This is a genomic window from Nonomuraea sp. NPDC050783, from assembly GCF_040802095.1.
Taxonomy (GTDB): domain Bacteria; phylum Actinomycetota; class Actinomycetes; order Streptosporangiales; family Streptosporangiaceae; genus Nonomuraea.
The window spans coordinates 546,174-562,807 of sequence record NZ_JBFAHK010000006.1 but is presented as its reverse complement, the minus strand read 5'-3'; the positions used below and the strand labels follow the sequence as shown (position 1 = coordinate 562,807).

The following is a 16,634-nucleotide window of genomic DNA, read 5'->3' as shown; positions in this document are numbered from 1 at the left end:
CCGGCATTCGTCCCGATGGAGGTTGGCATGGTCGGCAACTGGCCGCGTTCGGTGGTCGTGGTGGGCGCGGGCATCGTGGGGCTGTCGACCGCGTGGTTCCTGCAGGAGCGTGGCGTCCAGGTGGACGTGGTGGACCGCGGCGGCGTGGCGGCCGGCGCGTCCTGGGGCAACGCCGGCTGGGTCGCGCCGGGCCTGGCCGTCCCGCTGAACGAGCCGGCCGTGCTGCGTTACGGGCTGCGCTCGCTGCTGAACCCGGCTGCGCCGCTGCACGTGCCGGCGAGCCTCGACCCCGGCCTGTGGAGGTTCCTGGCCCGCTTCGCCGCCAGCAGCCACTGGGGGGCGTGGACCCGCGCCGTGCGGGCCAACCTGCCGCTCAACGAGGAGTGCGTCGAGGCGTACGAGGTGCTGGCCGCCGAGGGCGTGGCCGCCCCGGTCGTGGCGGCGCCGATCACCGCCGCGTTCCGCACGCCCCGCCAGGCCGAGGGCCTGCTGCGCGAGCTGCGCAGGCTCCAGGAGGCCGGGCAGCGCGTCGAGCACGCCGTGCTGGACGGCGCCCGGCTGGCCGAGCAGGTCCCGCTGGCCGGCGAGGCGCTGACCACGGGGGTGCGGATCGACGGCCAGCGCTACGTCGATCCCGGCGCGTTCGTGCGCGCCCTGGGCGAGGCCGTGATGCGGCGCGGCGCCACCCTGTACGCCGTCGAGGTGGACGAGGTGCGCACCGACGGCAGGAAGACCGTCGTCCGCTCGGCCAAGGGCACCGTCCTGTCGGCCGACGCGGTGGTGCTGGCCACCGGGGCGTGGCTGCCCCGCCTGGCCCGGCAGTGGGGCGTGCGGGTGCCGGTGCGGGCCGGCCGCGGCTACTCCTTCACCGTGCCGGTGGAGCGTCCGGTGCCCGGCCCCCTCTACCTGCCCGGCGTGCGGGTGGCGTGCACGCCCTACCGGGGCTGGCTGCGGGTGGCGGGCACGATGGAGTTCCGCGACCCGGACGCCCCGCAGGTGCCGGCCCGGCTGGAGGCCATCGTGGCCTCGGCCCGGCCGCTGCTGCGCGGCGTGCGCTGGGAGGAGCGCACCGACGTCTGGGTGGGGCCGCGCCCGGTCACCCCGGACGGGCGGCCGCTCGTCGGCGCGACGGCGGCCCCCACCGTCTACGTGGCGGGCGGGCACGGCATGTGGGGCCTGGCCCACGGCCCCGTCACCGGCCGGCTGCTGGCCGAGCAGATCACCACCGGCAAGCGGCCCGAGGCCCTGGCCGGCTTCGACCCGCTGCGCTGATCCCGTCCCATCTATACAAACGACCGATCGTTCATGTAGTTTGTCGGCATGACGAACGACGGCCGACGGCTGCGCGGCTCGCGCAGCCGCGAGGCGATCCTGGAGCGAGCGGTGAGCCTCGCCTCCGTCGAAGGGCTGGACGGGCTCACCCTGGGGCGGCTGGCCGCCGCGACCGGCACCAGCAAGTCCGGGTTCTTCGCCCACTGGGCCGGCAAGGAGCAGTTGCAGCTCGACGCCGTGGAATGGGCCGCCCGGCAGTGGAGCGAGCACGTGGTGGCGCCCGCCCTGCGGGCCCCCGCGGGCGTGCGGCGGCTGTTCGCGCTGCACGAGGCGCGGCTGCGCTTCTACGGCGACGGCGTGCTGCCCGGAGGGTGCTTCTTCTTCACCGCCCAGGTCGAGTTCGACGACCGCCCGGGGCCGGTGCGCGACCGCGTCGCCCGCGCCCTGGGCGAGTGGCAGGCGTTCCTCCAGCGGCAGGTGACGGAGGCGGTCGAGCTGGGCGAGCTGGCGCGGGACGTCGATCCCGCCCAGCTCGCCTACGAGATCGACGCGCTCGGCGAGATGGTGGTCACGCACTCCCGCCTGCACGACGGCGCGGCCAGCCTCCTGCACGCCCGCCGCGCCGTCCTGCAGCGCCTGCGCGCCCTCTGCCCCGACCCCACGCTCCTTCCGGAGGACGGCCATGACAGCTGACGGGATCTACGAGCCGGTCCAGGTGCACTTCGACGACCTCGACGCGATGGGCCTGCTGCACAACTCCCGCTACGCCCTGCTGGTCGAGCGCGCGATCGGCGCCTACTGGCAGCGCCTGGGCTGGGCGCCCGACCCGGCCAGGTCGGTGTTCAAGGACGTGTTCCTGGCCGTGCGCGAGTTCAAGGTGACCTACCACGCGCCCATCGCCGGGGCCGGGGAGCCGATGGTGCACTTCTGGATGGAACGCATGGGCCGCACCAGCGGCGTCTACGGCTTCCGCGTCCTGTCGGCCGACCGCTCGCTCGTGCACGCCGACGGCTACCGCGTCAACGTCAACCTGGACCCGGCCACGCTGCGGCCCGAGCCGTTCAGCGCCGAGCTGCGCGCCGCCGCCGAGCCCCTGCTCCGCACGCCGCTGCCGTGCTGATCCCGCGTCCCGCCACCGTGCTGATCCGGCGTGCCACCGTGCTGATCGGGCGTGCCACCGTGCTGATCGGGCGTGCCGCCGTGCTGAGATCCCGCTGGATCGCCGGTCCGGCGCCCGCCGGCCCCGGCCCGCTGGTGGTCGCGCTGACCGACTACCGGGCGCACCGGCTGCTCGACCTGCCCGGCATCGCCCGCCAGGGGCTGGCGCTGAGCCGCCTGTGGCCGGAGCTGCCCGGGGCGGTCGGTATGTGGCTCTGGAGCGATCTGCCCGGCCGCCGGGCCGGGTCGCTGTCGGTGTGGCGGAGCGAGGCCGACCTCCGGGCGTTCGTGCGGCTGCCGGAACACGTGCGGATCATGCGGGCGTACCGCGACCGGGGCACGCTGCGGTCGCGTACCTGGGAGATCGCCACGCTGGAGGGCGCCGACCTGTGGAGCGCCGTGCACGAGTGACCGGCGCCCGCCCCGCGGGGGCGGCGGGCGCCGGACCGGTCAGGAATCGAGAAGCGGCGCTCCCGGGGCCGTGGCTAGCGTGAGCGTCACGGACGTCGCGCCCTTCACCCGCGCCGGCGTCCGATCCGATTCCACGCGACCACCCCCGTCAGGAGCGATCATGAGCGACTCCGCCAACCTCGGCATCCAGACCGTGCTGCACCCCGTCTCGGACCTGGAGAAGGCCAAGGCGGTCTACACCGCGCTGCTCGGCACGCCGCCGCAGGTCGACTCGTCCTACTACGTCGGCTACGAGGTCGCCGGACAGCAGATCGGGCTGGTCCCGAACGGCGGGCCGCAGGGCATGACCTCGCCGGTGGCGCACTGGCACGTGAGCGACATCGAGGCGAAGCTGGCCGAGGTGACGGCCGCGGGCGCCACCGTCAAGGAGCCCCCGCGCGAGGTCGGCGGCGGCCGCCTGGTGGCCACCTTCACCGACACCGACGGCAACGTCCTCGGCCTGGTCCAGGACCAGTGAGCCCCGGCCGGCCGCGCGGCCCGCGGGTCGCGCGGCCGGCCCCGAGGGAGAAAATGGACGGCCACCGGGACCTCGCCGAGCCAGGCGACCGACACATGGAGAGACGATGAGCACCGACCTGAACGCCGGAACGGGCACCGGCCCGCGGCCGTCCGAGCCGCCCCTGGCCGACAGCCACGACGTGATCCGGGTCCACGGCGCGCGCGAGAACAACCTCAAGGACGTCAGCGTCGAGATCCCCAAGCGCCGGCTGACCGTGTTCACCGGCGTGTCCGGCTCGGGCAAGAGCTCCCTGGTGTTCGACACGGTCGCCGCCGAGTCGCAGCGGCTCATCAACGAGACCTACAGCGCGTTCGTGCAGGGCTTCATGCCGACGCTGGCGCGGCCCGAGGTGGACGTGCTCGAAGGGCTGACCACCGCGATCATCGTGGACCAGCAGCGGATGGGCGCCGACCCCCGCTCCACGGTCGGCACCGCCACCGACGCCAACGCGATGCTGCGCATCCTGTTCAGCCGGCTCGGGCAGCCGCACATCGGCTCGCCGCAGGCGTTCTCCTTCAACGTCCCCTCGGTGCGGGGCAGCGGCGCGGCCACCGTCGAGCGCGGCGGCGGCAAGACCGTCAAGCAGACCTTCACCCTCACCGGCGGCATGTGCCCGCGCTGCGAGGGCCGGGGAGCGGTCTCCGACATCGACCTCACCCAGCTCTACGACGACTCCAAGTCGCTGTCGGAGGGCGCCTTCACCATCCCGGGCTGGAAGTCCGACAGCTTCTGGACGGTACGGGTCTACGCCGAGTCGGGCCTGCTCGACCCGGACAAGCCGATTCGCGAGTTCACCAAGAAGGAGATGCGCGACTTCCTCTACCACGAGCCGATCAAGGTGAAGGTGGAGGGCGTCAACCTCACCTACGAGGGGCTGATCCCCAAGATCCAGAAGTCGTTCCTGGCCAAGGACCGGGAGGCGATGCAGCCGCACATCAGGGCGTTCGTGGACCGGGCGGTCACCTTCACCACCTGCCCCGACTGCGACGGCACCCGGCTGAGCGAGGCGGCCCGCTCCTCGCGGATCGCCGGGCTGAACATCGCCGACGTGTGCGCGATGCAGATCACCGACCTGGCCGAGTGGGTGAGCGGCCTGGACGAGCCGTCCGTCGCGCCGCTGCTGGCCGCGCTGCGGCACACGCTGGACTCGTTCGTGGAGATCGGGCTGGGCTACCTCAGCCTCGACCGGCCCGCGGGCACGCTGTCGGGCGGCGAGGCGCAGCGCACCAAGATGATCCGGCACCTCGGCTCGTCGCTGACCGACGTGACCTACGTCTTCGACGAGCCGACGATCGGGCTGCACCCGCACGACATCCAGCGCATGAACGACCTGCTGCGGCGGCTGCGCGACAAGGGCAACACCGTGCTGGTGGTCGAGCACAAGCCGGAGGTGATCGCGATCGCCGACCACGTCATCGACCTGGGCCCCGGCGCCGGGACCGCCGGCGGCGAGGTGGTGTTCGAGGGCACGGTGGACGGGCTGCGCGCCGCCGGCACCCTGACCGGGCGGCACCTGGACGACCGGGCGGCGCTGAAGCCGTCAGTACGCCGGCCGTCGGGGACGCTGGAGGTGCGCGGCGCCGCCACGCACAACCTGCGCGACGTGGACGTGGACATCCCGCTCGGCGTGCTGGTGGCGGTGACCGGCGTGGCCGGGTCCGGCAAGAGCTCGCTGATCCACGGCTCGGTGGCGGGCAGGGACGGCGTGGTGGTGGTCGACCAGACGCCCATCCGCGGCTCACGGCGCAGCAACCCGGCGACCTACACCGGGCTGCTCGACCCGATCCGCAAGGCGTTCGCGAAGGCCAACGGGGTGAAGCCGGCGCTGTTCAGCGCCAACTCCGAGGGCGCCTGCCCGGCCTGCAACGGCGCCGGGGTCGTCTACACCGACCTGGGCATGATGGCCGGCATCACGACGACCTGCGAGGAGTGCGAGGGCAGGCGCTTCCAGGCGGCGGTGCTGGAGCACCGCCTGGGCGGCCGGGACATCAGCGAGGTGCTGGCGATGCCGGTGACCGAGGCCCTGGAGTTCTTCGCCGCGGGCGAGGCCCGCACGCCGGCCGCGCACGCCGTCCTGGACCGGCTCGCCGACGTCGGGCTGGGCTACCTCAGCCTGGGCCAGCCGCTGACCACGCTGTCCGGCGGCGAGCGGCAGCGGCTCAAGCTCGCCACCCACCTGGGCGGCAAGGGCGGCGTCTACGTCCTGGACGAGCCGACCACCGGCCTGCACCTGGCCGATGTCGAGCACCTGCTCGGGCTGCTGGACCGGCTGGTGGACGGCGGCAAGTCGGTCATCGTCATCGAGCACCACCAGGCGGTCATGGCGCACGCCGACTGGATCATCGACCTGGGCCCCGGCGCCGGTCACGACGGCGGCCGGGTCGTCTTCGAGGGCACGCCCGCCGATCTCGTCGCGGCCGGCTCCACGCTCACCGGCGAGCACCTCGCGGCCTATGTCGGCGCCTGACGTCGCCCTCCTGCCGAGACGCGCCGCCCTCCCTCGCCGGGGGCGGAAGTGGACGAACCGGGCGGCGGCTCGGAAAGATGGGGCCGTGCACACCAACCGTCCCGCCTCCGACGACGCCGCCCGGCAGCGGCTGCGCAACCTCGCGCTGCTGCGCCGCGTCCGCGACCGCATCGACCGGGAGTACGCGCAGCCGCTGGACGTCGAGGCGCTGGCCCGCGGCGTGAGCATGTCGGCGGGCCACCTCAGCCGCGAGTTCCGCCGCGCCTACGGCGAGTCGCCGTACTCCTACCTGATGACGCGGCGCATCGAGCGCGCGATGGCGCTGCTGCGCCGCGGCGACCTCAGCGTCACCGAGGTCTGCTTCACGGTCGGCTGCTCGTCGCTGGGCACCTTCAGCACCCGCTTCACCGAGCTGGTCGGCGTGTCGCCCAGCACCTACCGGCGGCAGGCGGCCGAGTCGGCGGAGGGCATCCCGGCGTGCGTGGCCAAGCAGGTCACCCGGCCGGTCAGGAGCCGGGAGGCGCCGGCCGGGCAGGCGCAGCCGGCCTGACACCCGCGCGCCGCCGCCGGTCTAGCATGTCGCACGTGACCACCTACGACGACCTCGACACGTTCGACTACCTGGACGCCTCGGCCCTGCCGCCGCGCCAGCAGCGCATCCTGGCCACGATCCGGGACTGGGTGGTCAGGTACGGGTACCCGCCGAGCACCCGCGAGATCGGCCGCGCGGTCGGGCTGCGCTCGTCCTCGTCGGTGTCGAAGCACCTGCGGAGCCTGGAGGAGAAGGGGTTCCTGCGGCGGGGCGCGGCGGTGGCCCGGCCGATCGACGTGCGCCTGTTCCTGCGGGGCGCGGCGCCGGAGCCGCCGGCCGGCCTGGTGAGCGTGCCCGTCGTGGGCGACATCGCCGCGGGCGCTCCCATCCTGGCCGACGAGCACGTCGACGACCTGCTGACGCTGCCGCGCGACCTGACCGGGCGGGGCACCGTGTTCGCGCTGCGGGTGCGGGGCGACTCGATGATCGACGCCGCGATCTGCGACGGTGACATCGTGGTGGTGCGGCAGCAGTCCGAGGCGCACTCCGGGCAGATCGTCGCGGCGATGATCGACGGCGAGGCCACGGTGAAGGTGCTGCGCCGGCGCGGCGGGCACGTCCTGCTCGAACCGCGCAACCCCGCCTACGACGTCATCGACGGCGACCGGGCGGTGGTGCTGGGCATCGTGGTCTCGGTCCTGCGCAACCTCTGAGCGCGCGTCTCCGGACTGGCCGGACTCATCTGTTCCGGTGGCGACGGAGATGTATGAGATATGCCGGTAAAAGGCGATCTTGAATGGTAGCTTCGCGGCGTGCGCGCGCGGTCGGCGATGTCGAGCAGTGAGGTTCCCTCTTCGTCCCGGGTCATGGATTTCACGTTGGTCGAGACCGGGGGCGGGCCGCTCGTGGTCTGCGCCGACTCCGGGTACGGAGGAGTGTGGACGTGGGACCCCCTGCGGGATGTGTGGCAGGAGCGGCCGCTGGCCTTCGCCTGCGCCGGAGACCCGCTGGCCGCCCGGTACCCCCATGCCGACAACGACCTCCGTTCGGTGGCCGCGGTCATGTCCGCGGGCCGGGTGGTCCTGGCGGCGGGCGGTGACGAGCAGGGGGTCGCCTTCTGGGATCTGGAGAGCGGTGAGCTGATTCGGGGTGCGCGTTTCGACGACCCCTACCTCGCGGCCGTGACCGAGGTGCGCGGTGAGGGGCCGCCGCTGTTCGTGACCGCTACGCAGTACGCGGAGGAGATCCTGGTGTGGGGGCCGTCCGCGGAGGCGCCGGTGGAGCTGCTCAACGAGATCGGCCCGGTCGCCTGCCTCGCGGCCTCCCACGCCCCTGGCTTCTCGCTGGCGGCGGCGGGCGGGGCGGACGAGGGGATAGCCGTGTGGGATCTGTCGGCGGACGGGGAAGTCAGGACGTTCGACACCGAAGGGGAACGCGTACTGGCCGTGTCGCTGGCGGGGCCGGCAGGTGACCCCCTTCTGGTGGCGGGTGTCGAGGAGGAGATCCACGTGTGGGGCCTGGCGGACGCGCACGGAGACGACGCTCCCCGCGATCGGCTGACGGGCCACGAGGGCGCCGTCGAAGCCGTGGACACGGCGGTGATCGGTGAGCGCGCCCTGGCGGTGAGCGGAGGCGCCGACGGGACGGTGCGGCTCTGGGATCTGGCCACCGGCACGCAACTCGGCGATCCGCTGGTCGGCCACGAGGGCGGTGTCGAAACAGTGCGGATCGCCGTCCTGCACGGGCGCCACGTCGCCCTGAGCGCGGGCCGGGACAGCAGGATCAACGTCTGGGGCCTGCAGGCCGTCGCGCGGTAGGGAAACGTCGGGCGGTCTCCGGGCCGGTGCGGCACGCTCACCGAGCGCGCGCCGGCCGGGACCCGTCGTCCCGGCCGGCGCGCGGCGGCGTCAGCCCAGCCGGCCCAGGTGGCCGGCGAGGAACCGGACGGCGCTGTCGGCCTCGAAGCCCGGCACGTCCTCGTGCTTGCCGGGGTTGGCGTGCAGGGTCTTCTCCGCCGAGCCCAGGGCGTCGAACAGGGCCAGGGCCTCCTGGCGCGGCACCCGTTCGTCGTCCCACTGCACCAGGAACCGCACGGGCACGGTGATCCCGGCGGCGGCCTCGGCCGAGGCCAGCGAGGTTCCGCTCAGCCCCAGCACCGCCGCGCGGATCCGCGGCTCGGCGGCGACCAGCGGGAGGCCGAGGGCGCAGCCCAGCGACACGCCCCAGTAGCCCACCGGGCCGAGGTCGCCGAGCGCGTCCAGGACCGAGCGCCACTCCGGGACGGTCTGGGCGGCCAGCAGCGTGTGCAGCTCGGCCAGCAGCGGGACGGGGTCGCCGCCGCCGGCCATGCGGCTGCGCATCTCGGTGATGATCCGCTCGTGCTCGGCGCTCCTGGGCCGGTCGCCGTGGGCGGGGGCGTCGATGGCCGCCACCGCGAACCCGTGGCCGGCCGCCAGCCGGGCGGCGCGGGCGGCCACGCCGGGGGCCCGCTTGTGCTGCCCGCCGCCGTGTCCGACGAGGACGAGGGCGGTGGGCTCGGTGTGCGGCGTCCACAACACGCCGGGGATGTCGTCGAGGGTGAAGGAGCGTTCGGTGACGCCGTCGGCCGACGTCAGGGAGGTGAAGCGCATGCGCGTTTCAAGCCTTTCGGGTGCCTGGTGCGGGCGCTCCCTAGGCCGTGCGGGGAAGGGAGCCCCGATCTGTCACAACGTTGATCGGTCTCACCTCCTCCGGTCGATGCGGCGCACAGCGACGCTGAATTTATCACATCCGCCCGGACCGGAATCCGGGCACATGATCGACAAAAACCCTTATTCCCTGCTGGGTTAGTTGTAATGTGGAGGGATCCGAGAGAGTCAGGAGACAGGATGTCATCACCGGCCGGTCCGTTCAGCGACGGCGGCGACCAGGAGCTCGGCCGGCTGCTGGACCGCTTCCAGCAGGACGTCGCCGCGATCGAGCGGCTGAGCGAGCAGATGACCGCGGTCAAAGGCCGGGGCGAGGCGGCGCAGGGACGGGTGACGGTCGAGGTGACCTCGGCCGGCGCGCTGTCCGGGCTCGTCATCGACCCGCGCGCCATGCGGCTCGGCTCCGCGGAGCTGGCGGCGGCGATCCTGGAGGCCTCGGCCAGGGCGGCACGGGACGCCGCGCGGGCCGCCGACGACCTGGTGGCCCCGTTCATCGCCGGCACCGTCCTGGAGGACGCCGGGCCGCGGGGCCGGGACGCTCCCCAGGAAGGCGCGGCCGGCCGGGACGGCGGGGCGCGGCGGCGTTGAGCATCAATCCCGGCCGCGCGAGCATCTACGGGCTCGGCGCCCTCGGCATCGCGGGTTTCGTCTTCAAGATGCTCGCCGTCGACTACCCCGAAGGCGACCCGGCCAAGGCCCGCCAGGCCGCCGAGGTCTGGGCCCGGCTGGCCGAGCGGATCGAGAAGAGCCCGGACCGGACGTTCCCCGCCGCCGCCGCGGTGTGGCGCAAGAACAGCGGCGACGGGGTGGACGCCTACACCAGGACCGTCACCGAGGGCCTGTACCCGCCGCCGCCCGAGGTGGCCTACACCGCCCGGCTCGCCCAGCGCTGCCGCCAGAACAGCCAGGCGTGCGCCGAGTACGCCGAGGTGATCGAGACGGCGCGGCACACGTACTGGACGCTGGCCCTGGCCAACTTCGCCAGCTTCATCTTCATCAGCACCTTCCCCTGGCAGGCGGGGACGGCCTACCAGATCACCCAGTTCCTCATGCGGCGGGCGCAGGCGGGCATGCTGGCCAGGCTGCTGGAGCACAGCGTCGCCAGGATCGTGCTGAGCAAGCTGACGGAGTACACGATCGGCAGCGCCTTCTTCGCGCTCGGCGACGTGGGCGTGGTGGCGGGCGTCAAGGCGCTGCGCGGCGACGACCCCGGCTCGCTGAAGGAGAACGCGACCCAGGCGATGAAGGAGTTCGCCGCCTCCGTCGCCTTCTACGGCGTGTTCGACGCCGCGATGCCCCTGGCCAGCAGGATCAGCGGCAACGCCGACGTCCAGTACTTCCTCAGCCGGATGGCCGGCGGCTCGATCGGCTACGGCCCCTCCTACGACGCCATGAACGGCGAGGAGGGCACCGACCTCCTGCCCACGTGGAAGCAGACGCTGGGCCGGATCCTGCTGTACTTCACGATGGCGCACAAACCCGCGGGCTGAGAGGACGTTCCTGGGATGGACGAGCGCGAGATGGAGATCCACAAGGAGGTGTTCCGCTCGGCGGCCGACGCCTTCGACGCCGAGGGGAACGACCTCGGCCGCTTCATCGGCGCGGCGGCCCGCGACCTGGAGGCCATCGGGGCCTTCTGGGGCGACGACAAGCTGGGCGCCACCTTCGCCGGGGGAGAGGGCGGCGGGTCGGGCTACGTGGCGGTCACCGGCCAGATCATGGAGGGCACCGACGTGCTGGTGTCCGCCCACCGGCAGATCGCGCAGCGGCTGCGCCTGATGCGGGACGGCGTCCAGGTCGCGGACTGGAGCACGATCGCCACCGTCCTGGCCATGCTGCCGCCCGCCGACCCGGAGCGCCCCATCTGGGGTGCCGGCTGACCGTCCCCTCCCCGGCCGCCGGCTCCCCCGGGATCAGCGGGCCGCGTCCTCGCACCGGACCGTGACCAGCGCGAGCCACGCGGACGACCCGGCGTTCTGCCAGAGCACCGACTCGAACACCTCGCACGCGGTGAACCCGTGGTCGGCCGCGTTCCGCCTGGCGGCACTCTCGGCGGCGGCGGCCGCGGCGCCCTCGTCGGCGCCCTTGCCGAACCCGTCGAACAGCGCGCCGCTCCGGACGGCGGCGGCCGGGGCGGCGGGCCGGGCGGCCGGGGCCGCGGCGGCGGGCAGGGCTGCGGTGGCGGCGAGGGCGGTGCCCGCCAGCGTCGCCGTGGCGAGCGCGCCCAGAAGCTTCTTCGTCAGAGATGTCACGGTTTCTCCCCGTGGTCGGTCGGATGGACTGCACCCCGGTGGGCGTTCCATCCCGTTCCACCCGCGCGCCGCGCCGCGCCGGCCCCGGGGTCAGCCCTCCATGAGGCGGGCCAGGCGTTCCCAGGCCGGGGAGGAGGCTCCGGGCTGGGAGCTGGCGGCCAGCTCGGCGATGGCGGGGTTGGCGACGGGGCGGGTCTCGGAGGGGCTGTGCCGGCCGGCGAACCAGCTCCGGGTGCGGGCGGCCAGGCCGGGCAGCCGGGGGTCGTCCGGCGGCCAGCCGTAGGCGGCGTCGTGCTCCAGGTAGAGGGCGCGGAACTCGGGATCGGCCATCAGCTCGCGCTTCTCGGCGATCCACGCTCCGGCGTCCTCGGGCGCGGCGGTCCGCATGAGGATCCAGCCGTCGCGTTCCAGGAGGATCTGGCGCTCGCTGACGCCGAGCCGGCGCAGGTCGTCGAGGAAGTCGGCGACCTCGGGGGAGACGAAGAGCCGGTCGCCGCCGCGCAGCTCGGCCAGGTGCTCGCGGGCCCGCCGCAGCCGCGCCATGCGCTCCTCCAGCTCCCGGTCGATCTCGGCGATGGCCGCCGCGAGCGCGCCGGGGCCGGCGTCGAGCAGGTCCTTGACGCGGGCCAGCGGCACGCCCGCCTGCGCCAGGGTCCTGATCTTGACGAGGTCCACGGCGTGCCCGGCGGTGTAGCGCCGGTAGCCGGAGGAGTCGCGGCCGGGCTCGGCGAGCAGGCCGCGCTCGTGGTAGTGGCGGATGGTCTTGGTGGTCACTCCCGCGTAGTCCGCGAGCTGCCCGATCGTGAGCATGCCGGACATCCTGCCAGTCAGGTCCCTCCTTCCGGGGGTCAGGCCCGCCGGGTCAGCCGGCCGCCGCCGTTGCGGAAGCGCGCCTGCCCGTCGCGGACGTCGTGGTACGAGACGAGCAGCAGCCGCAGGTATCCGTCGAACGTCTCCAGCGGGTGCCCGGCGGGCGCGAAGAGGCCGGGCCCGACCGGCACGTAGCGCTGCGGCGGGGCGGAGGTCGCGCCGCCGGCGAACGCGGTGAAGATCCGCTCCTGCGAGGCGTCCGCCGGCTCGTAGGTGGTCCGCTCCTCAAGCTGGCCGTCCACGACGCTGACGTCGATGCGCAGCTGGTCGGAGCGGTAGGTGCCGGCGTAGGGGGTGAGGTCCACGTCCTGGCGCACCTGACTGACCAGCGTGGGGATCGCGACGCCGAGGTGCTCGCTCAGGAGCTGCCGCAGGAGCTGGTCCTGCAGCATGAGCGCGCCGGGGGTGTTGCCGTAGGCGGCGAGGACCAGGTCGTGCTCGGGGACGACGCACAGCAGGGACACGCCGCCCGGCGACGCGCCGGACATGGCCAGGACGGTGGTGCCGCCGAACGGGTACAACACCCAGCCCAGGCCCATCGGCGGCACGTTCGGGCTGGCCATGTCGTACGAGACCCGCCGCATCAGCTCCGTCGAGGCGGCCGACAGCACGCGCGCGCCGGTGGGGGACACGCCGCCGGCCAGGTGGGTGCGCCCGAAGGCGAGCAGGTCGGCGACGGTGCCGATCGGCGTGCCGCCGGCCGGCCCCCAGGTGTCGGGCAGCGTGAACATGCCGGTGGGCCTGAGCCGCACGGTCTCGGGCACGGTCTCGGGCACGGTCTCGGGCACGGTCTCGGGCATCGTGTCGGGGCCGGGGAAGTGGCCGACGGCCGTGCTGCGCAGGATGGCCTGCTCGGCCGAGGTGCTGGAGTCCTTCATGCCGGCGGGCCCGTACACGTCCCGCTGGAGCAGGCCGGGGAAGGACAGGCCGGTCACCGCCTCCAGCAGGCGGCCCGCGACGATCATGCCGCCGTTGGAGTAGCTGAGCCGCTCGCCCGGCTCGAACAGGGTGCCGTGGCCGTCGGCGAGGCCGGCGACGTAGGTCTTCAGCGCGTCGCGGCCCTTGGCGTCGGGGAAGTACAGGTCCGCGTCGATGCCGTTGGTGTGCGAGATCAGGTGCCGGACGAGGATCTTGTCGGCCGCGCCCGGCACGGCCAGGGCGAACTCCGGCAGGTACCTCACCACCGGCGCGTCGAGGTCCAGCGTCCCGCGCTCGACCTGCTGCAGGACCAGCGTGGTGGTCAGGACCTTGGTGACGGAGCCGAAGAGGAACCCGGTGTCCTCGCGCATCGGCGCGCCGGTGGCGAGGTTGGCGGTGCCGTGGGCGACGACGACCTGCTCGCCGGCGTGGTGGACGCCGGCGACGAACCCGGGGACGGCTCCGGACTCGCAGGCGGCGGCGATCTGCTCACGGAAGCGGGCTTCGAGGGTACGCAGTGCGTTCGTGTTCACGCAGATCATCGTCCGGCCTTGCCCCTGGGGCAAGGTCAAGCTCCCGACCCCGCCTTCTCCGCCGGAAGGGGGAAGGTGCAAGATCGGGGTACGAAGTTCCTCGACTCGAGCGGCTGGAGAACAAGCGATGAGCAGCGCCGACCCCGTCATCGCCGCACTGCGTACCGGACACGACGACCTCGCCGGGCTGGTGTCCGGGTTCGGCGACGACGACCTGGCGCGGCCCTCGGGCGCGGCCGAGTGGGACGTCTCGCAGGTCCTCAGCCATCTGGGCAGCGGCGCCGAGATCGGCCGGACCGTCCTGCAGTGCGCGCTGAAGGACGAGCCTGGCCCCGGCCACGACTTCAACCAGGGCGTCTGGGACCGATGGGACGCCATGACCCGGCGCGAGCGCGCCACCGGCTTCCTGCGGGCCAACCAGGAGCTGACCTCGCTGTACGAGTCGCTGGACGCCTCTACCCGCGAGAGCCTGCGCATCGAGCTGGCTTTCCTGCCCGCGCCGGTGGACGTGGCCACCGTGGCGCGGATGCGCCTGAGCGAGCTGGCCCTGCACGCCTGGGACGTGCGCGTCGCCTTCGACGAGCACGCTACGCTCCGGCCGGACGCCACGGCGGCCCTCCTGCACCAGGGGCCGGACCTGTTCGCCTGGATCGGCAAGGTGGAGCGGCTCGACGGGCGCACCGCGGTCATCCAGGTGACCACGACCGAGCCCGGCTCCGTCTTCGCGCTGCGCCTGCGGGCGCCGATCAGCGTGGACTTCGACGTCCCCGAGCGGCCCGACGGCACCCTGACCCTGCCCGCCGAGTCCTGGCTGCGCCTGGTCGCCGGCCGCCTCGCGCCGGCCCGCACCCCCGGCGGCGTGGCCACCACCGGCGCGGCCGACCTCGACCTGCTGCGCCGGGTCTTCCCCGGCTACTGATCCCTGCCCGCGCGATCCCTCCCTCTCGGGAGGAAATCCGATTGAACGGCCCCGGCGGGCGCTGTCACCATCCTCGGGTGGACGATCAGGAGCTCCAGTGGATCCGGGAGAACGTCGATCTCGCGATCGAGCAGCTCGGCCCGATCAGCGACGTGGACTTCGGTCTCAACCGGGAGTCCGTCGAGTGGGTCGAGGGGTTCATCGAGCGCCGGCGCGCCCGGCCGGACTTCGACCCGGAGCAGGTGGACGGCCTGGTGGGCGTGCTGGGCTCGTTCCTGGGCGCGTGCATCGCCGCCGCGGCGGGCGGGCGCTGGCACAAGAGGGACGAGGACGGGTGGGGCGTGCTCCTGCCCGACGGCAGCACGGCCTTCCCGTTCACCAAGGTCCGCAAGCAGCTACGGGACGGGGTCGAGGCCGGAGAGTCGATCGCGAGCTTCTACCAGGTCGCCGTCGACTACGTCGCCACCGGCAAGCTGCGCGACTCCCGCTGACCGGCGGGTCCGCGCGTCCCGGCTGGCCCGCGCGTCCCGGCGGGCTCAGTCCTGGCCGGGCTCGCCCAGCAGCTCGCTCAGGAACCCGTCCAGCTCCTGGACGGGTGCCCGCACCGTGACCTGGCCGTCCGGGTTGGCCTGTCTGAGGCACCGCTCCACGCTGCCGGCCTCGTCCCGCGTGCCGATGGCCCGGACCGTCCACAGGTCCTGCTCGGCCCGCCGGCCCTGCCCGGCGGGCGTCACCTCGGCCATCAGCGCCCAGCCGCGGGCCAGCAGGGCGTTGGCCAGGTCGGCCGCCCGGCGGTAGCCCGCCATCGTGGTCTCGAACTCCAGCATCTCCGGTACGAAACCGTCCATCAGCCCTCCAAGGGGGGCGCCTCCGGCCTGCCTGCACCCTACTGCGCACGGACGTAGGGCGGGCACTACCGCGGAGAAGGGGGACAGCGGGGGTTCGCGTGGCGGCTGTTTCCCGGGATGCTGGTAAGTGATCACCCTTGAGGAGTTTCACCGGCATCGGAGAGTGTTGTGACTGTTGCAGAGACCTCCCGCCCGCGCCAGCGCGGCAGCGACTTCGCGGTGCTGGCGCGCCGCGTCAGCGAGGCCGGGCTGCTGGAGCGGCGGCCCGGTTACTACGCGATCAGGATCGGGCTGGTGGCGGCCCTGTTCGCGGGGAGCTGGAGGCTGTTCGCCGCCGTGGGGGACTCCTGGTGGCAGGCTCCGGTCGCGCTGTTGCTGGCGGTGGCCTTCGCCCAGGTCACGCTGCTGGCCCACGACCTGGCGCACGGCCAGATCTCCCGCTCGCGGCGTACCGGCAGGATCGCGGGCCTGCTGGCCGGCAACCTGGCCGTCGGGCTGAGCTACGGCTGGTGGATGGACAAGCACACCCGCCACCACGCCAACCCCAACCACGAGGACCACGATCCCGACGTGGCGCCGGACATCCTCATCTGGTCGCTCAAGCAGGCCGAGGCCGCGCGCGGCCTGCCGCGCCTGATCGGGCGCCGGCAGGCGTGGCTGTTCTTCCCGCTGCTCACCCTCGAAGGCGTCAACCTCAAGGTGTCGAGCTTCCGCGCGCTGCGCCGCCCGTCGCTGAAGAACCGCCCGGCCGAGGCACTGCTGCTCGTCGCGCACGTCGTGGCCTACCTCGGGGCGCTGCTGGTCGTCCTGCCGCCCGCCAAGGCCCTGGCCTTCCTGGTGATCCACCAGGCCTGCTACGGCGTCTACCTGGGCTGCACGTTCGCCCCCAACCACAAGGGCATGCCCGTGCTGACCGCGCAGGACGAGCTGGACTTCCTGCGCCGCCAGGTGCTGACCTCCCGCAACGTCAGCGGCGGGCGCCTGCTGGACGTCGCGCTGGGCGGCCTGAACCACCAGATCGAGCACCACCTGTTCCCGAGCATGCCGAGCGTGAACCTGCGCAGGGCCAGGCCCATCGTGCGCGACCACTGCCGCTCCCTGGGCATCGACTACGCCGAGTGCGGCCTGATCGCCTCCTGGGCCCAGGCCCTGCGCCACCTGCACGAGGTCGGCCGCCCGCTCCGTGCCCGCTGACCGTGCCTCGCCCA

General features: G+C 73.6%; 20 protein-coding genes. 15 read left to right on the top strand and 5 right to left on the bottom strand.

Going from position 1 to position 16,634, the window contains the following annotated elements:
* The first annotated feature begins 27 nt into the window (after positions 1–27).
* From AB0H75_RS20130 to AB0H75_RS20090, 9 genes are all read left to right on the top strand, one after another.
* Positions 28–1,272 (top strand): NAD(P)/FAD-dependent oxidoreductase, encoded by a 1,245-nt coding sequence (locus tag AB0H75_RS20130; protein ID WP_367798132.1) that lies wholly within the window; start codon positions 28–30, stop codon positions 1,270–1,272.
* 48 nt (positions 1,273–1,320) lie between these two features.
* The gene (locus tag AB0H75_RS20125; protein WP_367798131.1) at positions 1,321–1,965 is read left to right on the top strand and encodes a TetR/AcrR family transcriptional regulator; all 645 of its coding nucleotides are present in this window, start codon (positions 1,321–1,323) and stop codon (positions 1,963–1,965) included.
* On the top strand, positions 1,955–2,392 hold the full coding sequence (locus AB0H75_RS20120; RefSeq protein WP_367798130.1) for an acyl-CoA thioesterase: 438 nt from the start codon (positions 1,955–1,957) through the stop codon (positions 2,390–2,392). The genes AB0H75_RS20125 and AB0H75_RS20120 overlap by 11 nt, the downstream gene beginning before the upstream one ends.
* Positions 2,386–2,841, top strand: coding sequence for an antibiotic biosynthesis monooxygenase (locus AB0H75_RS20115; RefSeq protein WP_367798128.1), 456 nt, complete (start codon positions 2,386–2,388; stop codon positions 2,839–2,841). Before AB0H75_RS20120 ends, AB0H75_RS20115 begins: the two co-directional genes overlap by 7 nt.
* 160 nt (positions 2,842–3,001) lie before the next feature.
* A complete protein-coding gene (locus AB0H75_RS20110) occupies positions 3,002–3,358 on the top strand; it encodes a VOC family protein (RefSeq protein WP_367798126.1) in 357 nt (118 codons plus the stop codon).
* Between the two features lie 106 nt (positions 3,359–3,464).
* Complete coding sequence (locus AB0H75_RS20105) at positions 3,465–5,867, top strand: ATP-binding cassette domain-containing protein (RefSeq protein WP_367798124.1); 2,403 nt, start codon at positions 3,465–3,467, stop codon at positions 5,865–5,867.
* Positions 5,868–5,952: 85 nt separating this feature from the next.
* Positions 5,953–6,417, top strand: coding sequence for a helix-turn-helix transcriptional regulator (locus AB0H75_RS20100; RefSeq protein ID WP_367798122.1), 465 nt, complete (start codon positions 5,953–5,955; stop codon positions 6,415–6,417).
* 26 nt (positions 6,418–6,443) lie between these two features.
* The gene (lexA, locus tag AB0H75_RS20095) at positions 6,444–7,112 is read left to right on the top strand and encodes a transcriptional repressor LexA (RefSeq protein ID WP_367798120.1); all 669 of its coding nucleotides are present in this window, start codon (positions 6,444–6,446) and stop codon (positions 7,110–7,112) included.
* A 153-nt stretch (positions 7,113–7,265) separates the two neighbouring features.
* A complete protein-coding gene (locus AB0H75_RS20090) occupies positions 7,266–8,216 on the top strand; it encodes a hypothetical protein (protein ID WP_367798118.1) in 951 nt (316 codons plus the stop codon).
* A gap of 90 nt (positions 8,217–8,306) precedes the next feature.
* On the opposite strand, the gene AB0H75_RS20085 is transcribed toward AB0H75_RS20090, so the two are convergent.
* Complete coding sequence (locus tag AB0H75_RS20085) at positions 8,307–9,029, bottom strand: alpha/beta hydrolase (protein ID WP_367798116.1); 723 nt, start codon at positions 9,027–9,029, stop codon at positions 8,307–8,309.
* 237 nt (positions 9,030–9,266) lie between these two features.
* On the opposite strand from AB0H75_RS20085, the gene AB0H75_RS20080 reads away from it, so the two are divergent.
* From AB0H75_RS20080 to AB0H75_RS20070, 3 genes are read left to right on the top strand one after another with little or no spacing between them, the layout of a single operon-like run.
* Entirely contained in the window at positions 9,267–9,674 is a 408-nt protein-coding gene (locus AB0H75_RS20080) for a YbaB/EbfC family nucleoid-associated protein (RefSeq protein ID WP_367798114.1), read from the top strand.
* Complete coding sequence (locus AB0H75_RS20075) at positions 9,671–10,576, top strand: hypothetical protein (protein ID WP_367798112.1); 906 nt, start codon at positions 9,671–9,673, stop codon at positions 10,574–10,576. The genes AB0H75_RS20080 and AB0H75_RS20075 overlap by 4 nt, the downstream gene beginning before the upstream one ends.
* A 15-nt stretch (positions 10,577–10,591) precedes the next feature.
* Positions 10,592–10,966, top strand: a complete 375-nt coding sequence (locus AB0H75_RS20070) for a hypothetical protein (protein ID WP_367798110.1) — start codon at positions 10,592–10,594, stop codon at positions 10,964–10,966.
* A gap of 33 nt (positions 10,967–10,999) precedes the next feature.
* Here the strand turns inward: AB0H75_RS20070 and AB0H75_RS20065 are convergent, their stop codons facing one another.
* The 3 genes from AB0H75_RS20065 to AB0H75_RS20055 all read right to left on the bottom strand — a co-directional run bounded on the left by AB0H75_RS20065 (position 11,000) and on the right by AB0H75_RS20055 (position 13,659).
* A complete protein-coding gene (locus AB0H75_RS20065) occupies positions 11,000–11,338 on the bottom strand; it encodes a hypothetical protein (protein WP_367798108.1) in 339 nt (112 codons plus the stop codon).
* A gap of 90 nt (positions 11,339–11,428) precedes the next feature.
* On the bottom strand, positions 11,429–12,148 hold the full coding sequence (locus AB0H75_RS20060) for a MerR family transcriptional regulator (protein ID WP_367798106.1): 720 nt from the start codon (positions 12,146–12,148) through the stop codon (positions 11,429–11,431).
* 38 nt (positions 12,149–12,186) lie between these two features.
* Positions 12,187–13,659: a serine hydrolase domain-containing protein gene (locus tag AB0H75_RS20055; protein ID WP_367798104.1), complete on the bottom strand. Its 1,473-nt coding sequence runs from the start codon at positions 13,657–13,659 to the stop codon at positions 12,187–12,189.
* Positions 13,660–13,786: 127 nt separating this feature from the next.
* Between AB0H75_RS20055 and AB0H75_RS20050 the strand changes: the two genes are divergently transcribed.
* Positions 13,787–14,578 (top strand): maleylpyruvate isomerase family mycothiol-dependent enzyme, encoded by a 792-nt coding sequence (locus AB0H75_RS20050; RefSeq protein WP_367798102.1) that lies wholly within the window; start codon positions 13,787–13,789, stop codon positions 14,576–14,578.
* A gap of 77 nt (positions 14,579–14,655) precedes the next feature.
* Positions 14,656–15,069: a hypothetical protein gene (locus tag AB0H75_RS20045; RefSeq protein ID WP_367798100.1), complete on the top strand. Its 414-nt coding sequence runs from the start codon at positions 14,656–14,658 to the stop codon at positions 15,067–15,069.
* A 45-nt stretch (positions 15,070–15,114) separates the two neighbouring features.
* Here AB0H75_RS20045 and AB0H75_RS20040 read toward each other — a convergent pair whose 3' ends face one another.
* Positions 15,115–15,426 carry a hypothetical protein gene (locus tag AB0H75_RS20040; protein WP_367798098.1) on the bottom strand — a complete coding sequence of 104 codons (312 nt, stop codon included), beginning with the start codon at positions 15,424–15,426 and terminating at the stop codon, positions 15,115–15,117.
* A 168-nt stretch (positions 15,427–15,594) separates the two neighbouring features.
* Between AB0H75_RS20040 and AB0H75_RS20035 the strand changes: the two genes are divergently transcribed.
* Positions 15,595–16,620: a fatty acid desaturase gene (locus AB0H75_RS20035; RefSeq protein ID WP_367798096.1), complete on the top strand. Its 1,026-nt coding sequence runs from the start codon at positions 15,595–15,597 to the stop codon at positions 16,618–16,620.
* The last annotated feature ends 14 nt before the right edge of the window (positions 16,621–16,634 follow it).

Excerpts from the sequence above, each read along its gene's own strand:
- AB0H75_RS20130 (WP_367798132.1), top strand. The coding sequence starts at position 28 with ATGGTCGGCAACTGGCCGCGTTCGGTGGTCGTGGTGGGCGCGGGCATC.
- AB0H75_RS20125 (WP_367798131.1), top strand. The coding sequence starts at position 1,321 with ATGACGAACGACGGCCGACGGCTGCGCGGCTCGCGCAGCCGCGAGGCG.
- AB0H75_RS20120 (WP_367798130.1), top strand. The coding sequence starts at position 1,955 with ATGACAGCTGACGGGATCTACGAGCCGGTCCAGGTGCACTTCGACGAC.
- AB0H75_RS20110 (WP_367798126.1), top strand. The coding sequence starts at position 3,002 with ATGAGCGACTCCGCCAACCTCGGCATCCAGACCGTGCTGCACCCCGTC.
- AB0H75_RS20105 (WP_367798124.1), top strand. The coding sequence starts at position 3,465 with ATGAGCACCGACCTGAACGCCGGAACGGGCACCGGCCCGCGGCCGTCC.
- lexA (WP_367798120.1), top strand. The coding sequence starts at position 6,444 with ATGTCGCACGTGACCACCTACGACGACCTCGACACGTTCGACTACCTG.
- AB0H75_RS20090 (WP_367798118.1), top strand. The coding sequence starts at position 7,266 with ATGGATTTCACGTTGGTCGAGACCGGGGGCGGGCCGCTCGTGGTCTGC.
- AB0H75_RS20085 (WP_367798116.1), bottom strand. The coding sequence starts at position 9,029 with ATGCGCTTCACCTCCCTGACGTCGGCCGACGGCGTCACCGAACGCTCC.
- AB0H75_RS20080 (WP_367798114.1), top strand. The coding sequence starts at position 9,267 with ATGTCATCACCGGCCGGTCCGTTCAGCGACGGCGGCGACCAGGAGCTC.
- AB0H75_RS20070 (WP_367798110.1), top strand. The coding sequence starts at position 10,592 with ATGGACGAGCGCGAGATGGAGATCCACAAGGAGGTGTTCCGCTCGGCG.
- AB0H75_RS20060 (WP_367798106.1), bottom strand. The coding sequence starts at position 12,148 with ATGCTCACGATCGGGCAGCTCGCGGACTACGCGGGAGTGACCACCAAG.
- AB0H75_RS20050 (WP_367798102.1), top strand. The coding sequence starts at position 13,787 with ATGAGCAGCGCCGACCCCGTCATCGCCGCACTGCGTACCGGACACGAC.
- AB0H75_RS20040 (WP_367798098.1), bottom strand. The coding sequence starts at position 15,426 with ATGGACGGTTTCGTACCGGAGATGCTGGAGTTCGAGACCACGATGGCG.